12 protein-coding genes and 1 pseudogene are annotated in these 12,488 nt (G+C 69.1%); all 13 read left to right on the top strand.

Translation table 11 applies throughout. The features are described 5' to 3' along the window. The first annotated feature begins 31 nt into the window (after positions 1-31). Positions 32-964, top strand: a pseudogene (locus tag IPN92_06925) (phage tail tape measure protein). Positions 965-1,431: 467 nt separating this feature from the next. Next, on the top strand, positions 1,432-2,430 hold the full coding sequence (locus IPN92_06920) for a hypothetical protein (GenBank protein ID MBK8638021.1): 999 nt from the start codon (positions 1,432-1,434) through the stop codon (positions 2,428-2,430). Beyond that, positions 2,427-3,107 carry a phage tail protein gene (locus IPN92_06915; protein ID MBK8638020.1) on the top strand — a complete coding sequence of 227 codons (681 nt, stop codon included), beginning with the start codon at positions 2,427-2,429 and terminating at the stop codon, positions 3,105-3,107. Before IPN92_06920 ends, IPN92_06915 begins: the two co-directional genes overlap by 4 nt. Further along, a complete protein-coding gene (locus tag IPN92_06910) occupies positions 3,104-3,331 on the top strand; it encodes a tail protein X (protein ID MBK8638019.1) in 228 nt (75 codons plus the stop codon). The genes IPN92_06915 and IPN92_06910 overlap by 4 nt, the downstream gene beginning before the upstream one ends. Before the next feature lies 1 nt (position 3,332). Continuing rightward, the gene (locus IPN92_06905) at positions 3,333-4,331 is read left to right on the top strand and encodes a Cro/Cl family transcriptional regulator (protein MBK8638018.1); all 999 of its coding nucleotides are present in this window, start codon (positions 3,333-3,335) and stop codon (positions 4,329-4,331) included. Further along, positions 4,328-4,900: a phage baseplate assembly protein V gene (locus IPN92_06900; GenBank protein ID MBK8638017.1), complete on the top strand. Its 573-nt coding sequence runs from the start codon at positions 4,328-4,330 to the stop codon at positions 4,898-4,900. The genes IPN92_06905 and IPN92_06900 overlap by 4 nt, the downstream gene beginning before the upstream one ends. Next, positions 4,900-6,363, top strand: a complete 1,464-nt coding sequence (locus IPN92_06895; GenBank protein ID MBK8638016.1) for a tail fiber domain-containing protein — start codon at positions 4,900-4,902, stop codon at positions 6,361-6,363. The genes IPN92_06900 and IPN92_06895 overlap by 1 nt, the downstream gene beginning before the upstream one ends. Next, complete coding sequence (locus IPN92_06890) at positions 6,360-6,728, top strand: GPW/gp25 family protein (protein ID MBK8638015.1); 369 nt, start codon at positions 6,360-6,362, stop codon at positions 6,726-6,728. Before IPN92_06895 ends, IPN92_06890 begins: the two co-directional genes overlap by 4 nt. Next, positions 6,725-7,828, top strand: coding sequence for a baseplate J/gp47 family protein (locus tag IPN92_06885; GenBank protein ID MBK8638014.1), 1,104 nt, complete (start codon positions 6,725-6,727; stop codon positions 7,826-7,828). The genes IPN92_06890 and IPN92_06885 overlap by 4 nt, the downstream gene beginning before the upstream one ends. Then, positions 7,821-9,059 carry a phage tail protein gene (locus IPN92_06880; GenBank protein ID MBK8638013.1) on the top strand — a complete coding sequence of 413 codons (1,239 nt, stop codon included), beginning with the start codon at positions 7,821-7,823 and terminating at the stop codon, positions 9,057-9,059. The genes IPN92_06885 and IPN92_06880 overlap by 8 nt, the downstream gene beginning before the upstream one ends. An 11-nt stretch (positions 9,060-9,070) precedes the next feature. After that, a complete protein-coding gene (locus tag IPN92_06875; protein ID MBK8638012.1) occupies positions 9,071-11,266 on the top strand; it encodes a hypothetical protein in 2,196 nt (731 codons plus the stop codon). A gap of 10 nt (positions 11,267-11,276) precedes the next feature. Continuing rightward, complete coding sequence (locus IPN92_06870; GenBank protein ID MBK8638011.1) at positions 11,277-11,444, top strand: hypothetical protein; 168 nt, start codon at positions 11,277-11,279, stop codon at positions 11,442-11,444. Then, positions 11,428-12,363 (top strand): hypothetical protein, encoded by a 936-nt coding sequence (locus IPN92_06865; GenBank protein ID MBK8638010.1) that lies wholly within the window; start codon positions 11,428-11,430, stop codon positions 12,361-12,363. Before IPN92_06870 ends, IPN92_06865 begins: the two co-directional genes overlap by 17 nt. Positions 12,364-12,488 lie beyond the last annotated feature (125 nt).

Raw genomic sequence — 12,488 nt, 5'->3', positions numbered from 1 at the left:
GGCGGCCAGGTCGCTCAAGGAGTTCGACCAGATCAATGCCCTGGCGCTGCGCCTGGGCAATACCCTGCCGGGCACCACCGCCGATTTCCAGCAGATGATGACCATGCTGGTGCGCCAGGGGGTGACGGCCCAGACCATTCTGGCCGGCACCGGCGAGGCCGCCGCCAAGCTGGGGGTGATGTTGAAGATGCCGGCGGCCTCGGCGGCGGAGTTTGCCGCCAAGCTGCAGGACGCCACCAAGACCAGCGCGGCGGACATGGTCAACCTGGCGGATACCATCCAGCGCACCTTCTACCTGGGGGTGGACCCCGGCAACATGCTGGCGGCCTTCTCGGCCCTGGCGCCGGCCATGACGACCATCAAGCAGGAGGGGCTGGCGGGCGCTCAGGCCATGGCGCCGCTGGTGGCCATGCTGGATCAGGCCGGCCTGGCCGGGGGATCGGCGGGCAATGCTCTGCGCAAGCTGTTCCAGGGCGGTTTCGACGCGGGCAAGGTCAAGGACGCCAATGCCGCCCTCAAGGACTTCGGCGTCCATCTCAACTTCATGGATAAGAAGGGCGAGTTCGCGGGCCTGGATAACCTGTTCCAGCAACTGGAAAAGCTCAAGGGCGTCAATACCGGCGCCCGGCTGGAGGCGCTGAAGGAGGTGTGGGGCGACGACAGCGAGACGCTGCAGGCGCTGAACACCATCATCGACAAGGGTAAGGCGGGCTACGAGGAGGTGGCGGCCAAGCTAGCGGCGCAGGCGGATCTCAACCGGCGGGTCAATGAGCAGTTGGGCACCCTGGCCAATCTGTGGGACGCGGCCGCGGGCACCTTTACCAATACCCTGGCGGCCTGGGCCGGGGCCATCGCCCCGGAGCTGAAGGCGCTAACCAACTGGTTTGGCGAGGTGTCGGTGGCGATTGCGGGCTTTATCGAGCAGCACCCGCTGCTGGCCAAGTGGACGGCGGGCATCGTCGCCTTTGGCAGTGCCGCCCTGGTGCTGGGCGGCGCCCTGAGCCTGGCGGCGGGGTCGGTACTGACCCTGCTGGGGCCGCTGGCGGCCCTGGTCAGCCCCATCGGGCTGGTGGTGGCGGCGGGGGCGGCCCTGGTGGCCTTGAATTGGGATGCGGTGGTGGCCTGGGTGCCGGAGGCCATGGGCCGGTTAAGCGGCCTGTGGGAGGGCTTTAAGGCCGGGATACCGGGGGCCTTGGCCAAGGGTCGGGAGCTCTGGGCGGGCCTGCAAGCGGGCCTGGCCCCGGTGGGCGCGGCCCTGGGCCGGGTGTGGGAGGGCTTTAAGGCCGGGATACCGGGGGCGCTGGCCAAGGCCCGGGAGTTGTGGGCGGCAGCCTGCAGGCCGGGGCGCAAGCGGCGGCGCCGATCCTGGCAGGGTTGGGCCGGGGGCTGGCGGATGGCTTGCAGCAGGCGGGGCGCTTTGCCCAGGGCTTTATGCAGGGCTTTGTTGCCGAGCTGCGCCAGAACAAAGAGGCGGCGGCGGCCCTGGATGCGGTGATGAAGGGCCTGGGTAAGGCCCTGGCCTGGGTGGGCGAGAAGCTGGCGCCGCTGGGCAACTGGTTGTCACAACTGGTGGGGCCGACGACGGCGGCGGGGGACGCGGCCCAGACGCTGGGGCAGCGCTGGGGCAAGGCGGCGGCGGAGCTGCTGGCGACCATCGCCAGCCTGCCGGGGAAGATCAAGAATTTTGTCGGTGACATGCTGGCGGCGGGGGCGGCGCTGATCGACGGCCTGATCCAGGGCATCATGAGTAAGCTGGAGGCGGCCAAGGCGGCGATCGTCGGCGTCGGTACCTCGATCAAGGGCTGGTTTACCAGTGCCCTGGGCATCCAGTCGCCCTCCAAGGTGTTCGCGGCCTTTGGTGGCTTCCTGACCCAGGGCCTGGCCGGGGGCATCCGGGCGGGCGCGGGCCAGGTGCTGCGGCAGTTGGGGCTGCTGACCGGGTCGGTGCGGGCGGGGATCGGGGAAGGTCAGGCGCGCCTGGGCGATCTGGTGCCGCCGGGGCTGGGCGCGGCGGCGGGCCGGGCGGCGCGGGACTTGCGCCAGCAGTTGGCGCCGCCGGCCGCCCTCAAGCGCGCGCGGCCGGTCAGCGCTGTCCGCCGCGCCCGGGTTACGGACGCGCTGCGCCGGGCCCGGCCTCCGGCGGCGCTCAAGGGCGCCATCCCGCCGCAAGAGGCCAGCCTGCGTTCCCCAGCCTGGCGGGGGCCGGCCCTGCCGCCCCGCCCCCAGCGCCTGACGGGGCCCGCCAAGGGCGCGGGGGGTGGCGGGGGCGGCTCCAGCGTGGTGAATTTTAGCCCGACGATCCATGTCGCCGGGGGCAAGCCGGAGGAGACCAAGGCGGCGGTGACCCAGGCCCTGAAGCTGTCGCAGCGCGAGTTCGAGCGGGTGGCGGCGGCCAGCCAGCACGCGGCGGCGCGGCGGGGCTACGTATGAGCACCTATCTGCAATTGGGGACGGTGCGGCTGGACCTGATCACCCATGTGGAGGGCTTCGCGGGGCAGGCGGGCTATGCCTATGCCGAGCACGCCATCATCGAGGGCAAGAGCCGGCTGCAATGGACCGGCGACGAGCTGCAGACGCGCACCCTGTCCTGCCAGCTCCATGCCCGCTACTGCGATCCCCAGGCGGAGTACCGCAAGCTGACGGCGGCGGCGGAGCGCCATCAGGCCCTCAAGCTGTTCTTTGCCGCCGGCATCTTCGAGGGCGATTACGTCATTACCGCCATCCAGCGGGTGGTAGAGCATACCGACCCGCGCGGGCGGCCCTATGCCCTGACGCTGGAAATTACCCTCAAGGAGTATGTGGCGCCGCGGCTGGTGGGCGGGTCGGGGGGCGATTTCTGGGGCGGGCTGGGGGCGGCGCTGCTGGGCAATAACCCGGCGGGGCAGTTGCTGGGCACGGCCCTGGCGATCGCCCAGGACCCGGCGGCCTTTGCCCAGGCGGCGGCCCAGGCCATTGGCGGCGCCCTGCTGGATGAGGCCGGGGCCCTGGGGTTGGGCCTGGTGGGCGATTTCGCCGAGAACTTCGGCCCCCTGGGGCCGCTGGTCAATGACGTGGGCAGCGTCATCGTGCGCCAGCCCCTGGATACGGCGCGGGCCTTGCTGTCATGAGTACCTATCTGGAGATCGTGACCCGCGATGGCGACCGCTGGGATAACCTGGCCTGGCGCTATTACGGCGATCCCTACCGCTACGAGCCGCTGATCGCGGCCAATCCGCACGCCCCCATCGTGCCGATCCTGCCCTCGGGGCTGCGCCTGGCGGTGCCGGTGCTGGCGGCGCCCCTCGCGCCGACGGCCCCGGCAGACCTGCCGCCCTGGAAGCGGGGCCTCTGAGATGGCCCTGACCCAACCGGTCGAGGATCCGGCCTATACCGTGACCTATGACGGCACGGCCATCGGGGCGGATATCTCCGACCTGGTGACGAGCCTGACCTATACCGATGTGGAGCACGGCGAGTCCGATACCCTGGAACTGACCTGCGAGGACCGCGATCACCGCTGGAAACGGGCCTGGTTTCCCGAGTTAGCGGCCAAACTGGCCGCTACCCTGGGCTATGCCGACGGGCGCATCCTGAATTGCGGGGCCTTCGAGCTGGACGAGATCGCCTGGGACGGGGCGCCGGATACGGTCAAGATCAAGGCTTTGGCGACGGTGGTCACGCCGACGCTACGCACGAGCCAGAGCGTGGGCTATGACGCGACGACGCTGGTGGAGATCGTCGAGACGGTGGCCCAGCGCAATGGCCTGACGCCGCGCCATGACATCGAGGCGGCGATCCGGCTGGATCGCGTCACCCAGAATCACGAGCGCGACCTGCCGTTTCTGTGCCGGCTGGCGGAGGACTACAACTATGCCTTCGCGGTGCGCGGGTCGTTTCTGGACTTCTGGTCGATCCCGGCCCTGGAGGCGCGGGGGGCGGTGCTGACCCTGGATCGCCGCGACCTCAAGGCCTTCAGCCTGGCGCTCAAGAGCCAGGATACCGACAAGGAGGGCACGGTGGACTACCAGGACCCGGATCAGAAGCAGGCGCGGCGCGGTAAGGATGCGCGCCAGGCGGCGCCCGGGGATAGCCACCGCCTACTGAAGCGGGTGCGCTCCCAGGACCTGGCGGAGCGCCAGGCCCAGGCCCATCTGCACCGCCGGGATAAGCGCCAACTGGCGGGCAGTCTGACGATCGTGGGCGAGGTGCGGCTGGTGGCGGGGATCAATCTGCAACTGACGGGGCTCTACCAACTGGACGGCAAGTACCACGTCGAGCGCTCCACCCATCGCCTGGCGCGGGGCGGGGGCTATGAGTCCGAGGCGCAGCTTTATCGGGTGGAGCCGGCATGAGCGCCCACCCGAAGACGGGCCAGTTCCGCTACGGCATCGTCACCGAGGTGGACGCGGGGCGGGCGCGCCTCAAGGTGCGGCTGCCGGAGCAGGGCGACCTGGTCACGACCTGGCTGCCGATGACCTCGCCCACGGCCATGAAGGATCGCCACTATGGCCTGCCGGAGCCGGGGAGCCAGGTGGCGCTGCTGACGGATGCCCTCTGCGAGGATGGGGTGGTATTGGGGTCGATCTATTCGGACCCCGACCCGATCCCGGGCGGGGCGGACGCCAGCCAGTTCGGCACCTGGTTCGAGGATGGCAGCGTCATCCGCTACAGCAAGTCCGAGCACGGCCTGCTGGTGGACCTGTCGGCGGCTCAGGGGGCCATCACCATCAAGTGCCAGGCGGCGACGGTGCAGGCGGAGACCCTGAGCGTCACCACCTCCGGGGCCGGGCTGGAGATCAGCGGCGGCGCCGCGCGCCTGACGGCGGCGACCCTGACCCTGGAGGCCAATGCCGTGGACCTCGCGGCGCCGACCATCGCCGTGACGGGCCTGGTGACGATTGACGGGGATATCGATATCTGATGGCCAGCCTCAAGCAATTTATCGGCGATGCCAAGGACTTCGTGACGCGCATCACGGGCCTGACGCCCTGGACGGCGCCGCCGGCGATCAACCTGGAGACGACTAGCGAGCAGGTCATCGCCATCACCGGCGAGACGGCCAACGACACGCCCCCGGTGATCAGCCTGAAGACCACCAGCGAGCAGATAAAGCTAATTACCGGCGCGGCGGCCAACGACACGCCGCCGGCGATCAGCCTGAAGACCACCAGTGACCAGATTAAGGACATCACCGGCGCGGCGGCCAACGACACCCCGCCGGCGATCAGCCTCAAGGCCACCTACAACCACGTCCAGGCCTCGCTGGCGGATGCCCAGGTCCATGGCATGACGGGATTCGCTACGTCGATCCTGGGCCTGGCGGAGACGGCCACGGCGGGGGGTTCGACCAAGGTGGCGCGCGGCGATCATCGGCACCCGATGCCCGCCAGCCTGTGGGCGACGCAGGGGCTGACCCCGGCGAATAACACGGTGGTGCGCTACACCGGCGCCACCACCGCCGAGCTCATCACCGTCACGGATGCGGCGCGCGACCTGCTGGACGATGGCAACGCGGCCACGATGCGCGACACCCTGGGAGTGTCCGCGGCGGGCACTTATGACAGCCCTACGGACGGCACCAACAACCTATCTGGCGCTACTGTTTACAAACGGATTGGTGTGGTCAATGGTCTGGTGACGGCCTTGGTGACCCGCGACCTCACGGCGGCTGATATCGGCGCTCAGGCCCCGACGACCGCCCTTACGGCCCTGGGTGGGTTGACCCTGGCGGCGGACAAACTACCGTTCTTTAACGGCGCGACCACCGCTAACGTGACGGATTTCACGGCATACGGGCGCGTGTTGCTAGCTCAGGCATCCTATGCCGCGATGCGCTCGCTGATCGGCGCGGCGGCGGTGGCGGGCTCGGCAAGCCAGGCGTTTGCCGCGTCCACCCTGACGGCGGATAAGGTTGCTGCTGACGACGGGGTAACCAATGGCATCCGCACCAGTCAGGCGGCCTTTGCCTTTTCCACCACGGCCACGGTGGCGCTGGGCGATGGTGGCATGTATGTCAAGAACTTAGCCAATAATGCCTATGTGGCCGTCAATGCTTCGGCTTTTGTCCCCAGTTCCGATGAACGGCTGAAGAGTGGCATTCGTCCCTTTGCCAGGGGGTCGGCGTTATCGCAGTTGTCTGGCTTGTCGAAAACGGGGGTCATTCATTACCGCCGGAAGAATGAACCGGCTACTACTCCCGAGCGCCTGGGGTTCAGTGCTCAACAGATCGCGGTAGCCGCGCCGGATGCGGCGGCAACGATCCCGGGCATTGGCCCCGATGACGAGTCGCTCGGCTGGGATATCGGCGCCATGCTGGCCCTGGTGGTGGACGCGGTGGGCGCCTTATCCGACCGCCTCGACGCCCTGGAGCGGGGCCGGCCATGACCGCTCCCGTCCCTGTCGCCGGCCTCCGCGACCGCTTCTGGCAGCCGACCCTGGGCGAGCTGGGGGGGGTGGTGACGGGCTACGCCGATATCGCCCAGGCCATCGCCCTGATCCTGACCACGCCGCGGGGCGCCGATCCCCATCGGCCGCTATTTGGCGCCGACCTGCTGCAATTCCTCGACCAGCCCGAGCTGGAGGCGACCCCCTATCTGATCGCGGCGGCGGCGGAGGCCATCCTGGCCTGGGAGCCGCGCGTCGATCTGGTGAGTATTACCCCGACCTTTAGCCTGGCCCAGGTGTCCTTGCGGATCGTCTGGACCTGGCGGGGCGGCCAGGACCCCTTGACCACGGAGGTGACGCTGTGAGTGCCTTACCCGAGCCGGATTTTATCAGCCGCGACCCCCACCAGGTGGAGGCGGAGCTTATCGCCGGCTGGGAGCAGCTCACCGGCAAGACCCTGTATCCCGCCCAGGTGGAGCGGTTGCTGATCGACCTGGCGGCCTACCGCGAGACCCTGGTGCGCATCGGCATCCAGGAGGCGGCCAAGCTCAATCTGGTGGCCTTCTCGCGCTATCCGATGCTGGATTACCTGGGGGAGCTGGTGGGGACGTGGCGCCTGCCGGGCGCGGCGGCCCGTACCAGCCTGCAATTTGGCCTGGCGACGCCGGCGACGACGGCCCTGGCCATCCCGGCGGGGACGCGGGCGCGCGGCGCCGGGGCAGAGTTTGCCACCGACGCGGCGGCGACGCTGGCGGTCGGACAGACCTCGGTGACGGTGACGGCGACGGCGACCACGGCCGGGCCGGCGGCGAATGGCCTGGCCGCCGGGGCGGTGACCACCCTGATCGACCTGCCGGGCCAGGGGCTGACGGTGACCAATACGGCGGTGAGCACCGGGGGCCTGGCGGCGGAGGATGACGAGCGGCTGCGAGCGCGCATCACCCTGGCGCCGGAGCATTTCGCGGTGGCGGGGCCGGCCCAGGCCTATCGCTGGCAGGTGCTGAGCCTGCGCCAGGATGTGGCGGCGGTGGCGGTGACCTCGCCGGCGCCGGGGCGGGTCAATGTCTATCCGCTGCTGGCCAGTGGCCTGCCGGACGCCCCGCTGCTGGAGGCGGCCCGGCTGCGCCTCGGCGGGGAGCGGGTGCGGCCGCTGACGGATTGGGTGACGGTGGCGCCGCCAACGCGGGTGCCCTATAGCGTGGCGGTGCGGCTGCAGGGCCTCCAGGGGGCGGACGCGGCGGCGGTGACGGCGGCGGTGACGACCAGTCTGACGGCCTTTGCCGACCGGCTGCGGGCGTCCCTGGGCCATGACCTGGTGCCCTCGCAGTGGAGCGAGCGGGCGCAGCGCGTGGGCGGGGTCTATGCGGTGACGGTGACGACCCCGGCCTTGCAGGTGCTGCGCCCGGAGGAGTGGCCGGACTGTACCGGGGTGACGGTGACCTGGGATGGGCTCGGCGATGACTGAGCGGCTACTGCAACCCTCGATCCGCGATGACCGCGGCCTGGCGATGGAGAGCGCCCAGGCGCGGCTGGGGCGCCTGGATCTGGCGCGGCTGCTGGTCTATCACCTGCGCCGGGTGCCGGCGGCGGCGCTGCCGCTGTTGGCGGAGCAGTTTCATGTCGGCGGCCTGGAGGGCTGGGACTGGGTGACGACGGAGGCCCAGCGGCGGCAGCTCATCCTCGACAGCATCGCCGATCATCGCCTCAAGGGCACCCTGGCGGGGCTGCGCCGGGCCGGGGGGCGGGCGGGGCTGAGCATCGTGCGGGCGGTGACGCCACCGGCCAAGGTCTATCTGGCGCCGACCCTGACCAAGGGCGAGCGCGATGCCTGGCTGGCGCGCTATCCGCAACTGCGCCTGTACCGCTACCGCACCCGCGGCCAGCGCCTGGCCCCGGGCTGGTATTGCAACGCCGCCTTCGTGGGCGGACGCCACTACCCGACGGTGACGGATGCGGTGCTGCGCCTGGGCTGGCGGTCCTTCGCGCGCAGCGCGGACGGGGTGGAGACGCCGATCACCACCCTGGTGCGTGAGATCGTCCGCCCCCAGGCCGAGGCACAACTGGATCTGGCGATCCGCCGGCCGGGGGCGGCGGGCTTCGGCACCTATCCGACGCGCCTGATCCCGCGCGCCTTCCTGGTGAGCCAGGACGGGGGCGGGCGCCTGTTTAACATCACCTTAACGACGCCGTACCTGGACTTTGACGAGTCGTTGCACCAGCACCCGGCGCGCCCGGGGCTGGGGCTGATCGATATCCGCTATGCCGTCACGGCGGAGCGAGGCGCGGCCCATGGGGCGCATCTGGGGGGCTGGGTGACCGGCTATCTGGCGGACAACGGCGCCCGGGACCGGCTGTATCGGCGCTTCCATCTCTTCGACCCGGCGGTGCCGCTGGTGGCGCGGGGCAAGTCGCTGCATGTGGGGGCGATGAAGCTGGGGATGCCGGCCTATACCGCCGAGCTGCGCACCGCGCTGCCGGGGCGGGCCTCGCCACGGCTGACGGGGCGCTTCTGCGCCGGCTATCTGGCGCCGCGCGCGCCGTCGCGCCTGGAGCCGGCGGCGGCGACGCTGCGGCTGGCGGTGGCGGCGCGGGATCGGGTGTGGCTGGATACCCATGATCGCCAGGTGCTGGCGAGCGGCGGTGGGGTGCTGGCGGGGCGTTATCGCGCCGGGCAAATCATTTCACGATCAATCTGAGACCTTTCTCCATGGAAAAAACCGTTATTTTTCGCGACCGTCAGGAATTTCAGGCCGCCGATCCCAACGCCTTGCAGGGCTATGTGCGCGGCTCCCTCGATCATCTGGTGGCGGATGCCGTCAGCGATCAGAAGCACTATGCCGGCTTTGCCACCGCGGCCACGGGCAATACCGAGGTGACCGTGCAGCCGGGGCGTTATTTCAATGGCGGCGCCGTCTATGTCGGCGAGCAGGAGCAGGCCCTGAATCTGTTTCAGTACGTGCCGCTGGTGACTAACCGCATCGTGGCGGTGGTGGTGTGGGGCCAGGAGGTGGATACCCAGGTGGAGCCGCGCGACTTCCTGGTGGATCTCCAGACCGGGGCCACCGAGCCGCAGGCGGTGGCGATGGAGCGGGTGCGCCATGCCGAGGTCAATCCGCTGGCGGGAACGGAGAGCGCCGACCCGCAGCCGCCGGTGTTGCAGTCCGGCACCCTGGCGGTGGCCTATGTCTATCTGACCCCGGCGGGCATTGACCGCGTGGAGATGCAGACCGCCAGCCAGGTGCCGAATGGCTTTGACCAGCGCCAGCGGCTGGCGGTGCTGGAATCCTGGCAGGCGGCCGCCGAGCCGCGCATCGAGTCGATCGCTACGGACTTGGTGGCGCTGGCTAAGCGCAGCGCCAGCAAGGTGGATAAGGCGGTGTTCATGGAGCTGGCGGGGGATGTGGCGACGGTCAAGAATCGCCTGCAACTGCCGGCCAGCTATGCCAGTTATGACGCCGACGCCTTTACCGACGCTACCAAGCAGAACGCGGCTCACGCGGGTTATAGCGCCCGGGTCGACAACGGCCTGCACTTTCCCTTTGCCTCGGTGGCTAATCTGCCGCTGGCGCTGTTCAACCCGCTGGAGCCGGGGATCCTGGCGCCGATCCCGGAGGAGGCGTCGAATATGCGCATCCCGGTGCACAATCATGTGCCCCGGGTGGCGACCAGCGGCTATGCCGGCGACCTGAGCCTGAGCCAGTACCAGTCCCAGACCTTTACCACCCGGGATCTGGTCGAACAGGCGTGGCGCTGGGATTATGGCTTTAATCTCAACGACTATCGCCTCTGGTATGGGTGGAACTCGCCGACGCCGAACTGGAATCGGCCCTGGCCGGGCTATTGGTATCGCGGCCCCGCGGAGCTCTATGCCCCGGTAGAGACGACCGAGACGGTCACCGGGACCCTGTTGGCCCAGACCTTTATTACCCCGAACGCCGGCTGGACCATGTCGTTCAAGCTGTATTTCACGGCGATCGGGACCTCGGGCGGGAGCCCGGCGGGGGATGTGCAGGTGCTGCTGTGCAAGACCGTGGGCGGCAAGCCGGATCTGTCGCAGGTGCTGACGCGGGCGACGCGCCAGGCCAGCGCGCTCCAGCTCTACCCCAACCCCACCACCTTTATCTCGAAACACGTCTTTCTGGAGGGCGGCGAGCGCTATGCCCTGGTGGTCATTACCACCGGCAGCCATCGCGTGGCGGTGGTGAGCGGCAACGATTACACCCAGGGCACCCTCTTCTATGGCTCGGACGGTGACTATTTCCAGGGCGACCTGACCAAGGACCTGATGTTCGAGGTGTGGGTGTCGAAATTTACCCATACGCGGACCGAGGTGCAGTTGCAGCCGCTGTCGCTGGCGAATGGCCTGACGGATATCTCGATCGATGCCCCGCATCTGGTGCCGGATGGCTGCGAGCTGCGCTATGAGATCCAGCCGCAGGGGGCGGGGGCCTGGTATGCGGTGGGCGATGCCGGGATGCGCCTGGGGAACGATGCCTCGGCGCCGTCCCTGGTCAACCTGCGGGTGGTGCTGCTGGGGACTCAGGATGTGCAGCCGGCCTTTAGCCTGACGACGGGGGCGATCCGGGTCAGTCGTCCGGATCTGGCCTTTACGGCCTGGTCGACGGCCCGCACCCTGGGGGCGGCGACCACGAGCGTGACCCTGAAGCTGCTGATCGCGGACTGGGATGCGGTCAACCACACCATTACGCCCAAGATCGTCACCGGGGGCAGTACCGAGACCGCCGCCAGTACCACGGTGACCACGGAACAGAACGGGGCGACGCTGAAGACCTATACCTTCACCATCCCGTCCAGCAGTAGCTACGAGATCAAGCTGAGCGGTACCCGCACCTCGGGGAGTAAGCCGTTCGTCGTCCTCAACCGTATCGATATCGCCGCTTAAGGAGGCCACCATGCTTGATCTTGCCACCATCGACCCGGAACGCCAGTACCGGGTGACCTTGAATAGCCGCCTGGTGATCTCGGACCAGGTGACCCTCTATCCCGGCTGGGATTGCGAGCTGCGGGGGGATCTGGTGATCCAACACGCGGAGGCGATCGACGATGCCACGGCTGTTTGATCGCTACCGCTTTCGGGATGCGGTGACGCCGCTGAGCGAGGCGACCTTTAACCGCATCTTTGCCGACCTGGACCTGCGTCTGGCTAACCTGGAGGCGGTCCAGGTGGCGTGGGAGGCGGCCTTGGATCAAGTGGCCGCCCAGGGCCTGGAGCGCGTGGCCTTGGCCATGTCCGGGCCGCTGGCGACGCTGGCGGCCGACGTGGCCGTCCTGGCCGCCCAGGTCACGGCGGCCCAGCAGGCCGGCATGTTGCTGGATGCCCCGGGGAGCGTGACCGATGAGAATCTGGGACCGCGCACCCTTGCCGATACGAGCGCCCCCGCCAGCGATAGCGGCGCCCTGACGGTGCTGCTGGGGGGGCTGGCCAATCGCCTGAAAGCGATCACCGGGGCGGCGAACTGGCGCACGGCGCCGGCGGCCACGCTGGCGGCCCTGGCGAGCGCGTCGCTCGCCGCCAGCAATCATGTCGCCTCCATGGACAATCCGCACCAGGCCACCGCCTCCCAGGTGGGCGCCCTGCCGCTGGCGGGCGGCACCCTGAGCGGCGCCCTGGGGCTGGGTAATAACGCGCTCGGCGGTGTCAAGACCCTGGGCTATCAGGCGGAATACGACAACGGCACCAGCGGCGCCGCCAAGACGATCACCTTGACCAATGGCGGCCGCCAGAAGCTGAGCCTGAGCGCCAACTGTGCCCTGACGATCACCACCACCGCGGCCCCCGTGGGGCTCTACGTGCTGCGCATTATCAGCAGCGGCGCCTTCACCGTGACCTGGAGCGGCCTCACCGGCGGCCGCTGGCTGGGCGCCACGTCAGCCCCGGCCGTGCAGTCAGGGGCCGGCAAGGAGACCCTGGTGACGGTTTTCTGGGGTGGCACCGCAGCCACCTCCACGCAGCGGATGGAGAACATCGGGGCGGCGTGACGGCAGCTATTGAACGCGCTGCGGCGGATAGCCCATCGCGCATGGCGAAATTCGTTTGCGCCATGCGCGCACTTTTTTACTACCGAGTTTTCGTGCGTTTGGCACTTCAAATTTCGCGCGCGCGT

The organism is Chromatiaceae bacterium (assembly GCA_016714645.1).
Classification (GTDB): Bacteria; Pseudomonadota; Gammaproteobacteria; order Chromatiales; family Chromatiaceae; genus M0108.
Note: the sequence above shows the minus strand (reverse complement) of the source record. Positions and strands in the feature narration are given on the sequence as shown.

What these genes read in the sequence shown, in the direction of transcription:
- IPN92_06920 (MBK8638021.1), top strand. Translation starts at nt 1,432, where the DNA reads ATGCAGGGCTTTGTTGCCGAGCTGCGCCAGAACAAAGAGGCGGCGGCG.
- IPN92_06915 (MBK8638020.1), top strand. Translation starts at nt 2,427, where the DNA reads ATGAGCACCTATCTGCAATTGGGGACGGTGCGGCTGGACCTGATCACC.
- IPN92_06910 (MBK8638019.1), top strand. Translation starts at nt 3,104, where the DNA reads ATGAGTACCTATCTGGAGATCGTGACCCGCGATGGCGACCGCTGGGAT.
- IPN92_06905 (MBK8638018.1), top strand. Translation starts at nt 3,333, where the DNA reads ATGGCCCTGACCCAACCGGTCGAGGATCCGGCCTATACCGTGACCTAT.
- IPN92_06900 (MBK8638017.1), top strand. Translation starts at nt 4,328, where the DNA reads ATGAGCGCCCACCCGAAGACGGGCCAGTTCCGCTACGGCATCGTCACC.
- IPN92_06895 (MBK8638016.1), top strand. Translation starts at nt 4,900, where the DNA reads ATGGCCAGCCTCAAGCAATTTATCGGCGATGCCAAGGACTTCGTGACG.
- IPN92_06890 (MBK8638015.1), top strand. Translation starts at nt 6,360, where the DNA reads ATGACCGCTCCCGTCCCTGTCGCCGGCCTCCGCGACCGCTTCTGGCAG.
- IPN92_06880 (MBK8638013.1), top strand. Translation starts at nt 7,821, where the DNA reads ATGACTGAGCGGCTACTGCAACCCTCGATCCGCGATGACCGCGGCCTG.
- IPN92_06875 (MBK8638012.1), top strand. Translation starts at nt 9,071, where the DNA reads ATGGAAAAAACCGTTATTTTTCGCGACCGTCAGGAATTTCAGGCCGCC.
- IPN92_06870 (MBK8638011.1), top strand. Translation starts at nt 11,277, where the DNA reads ATGCTTGATCTTGCCACCATCGACCCGGAACGCCAGTACCGGGTGACC.
- IPN92_06865 (MBK8638010.1), top strand. Translation starts at nt 11,428, where the DNA reads ATGCCACGGCTGTTTGATCGCTACCGCTTTCGGGATGCGGTGACGCCG.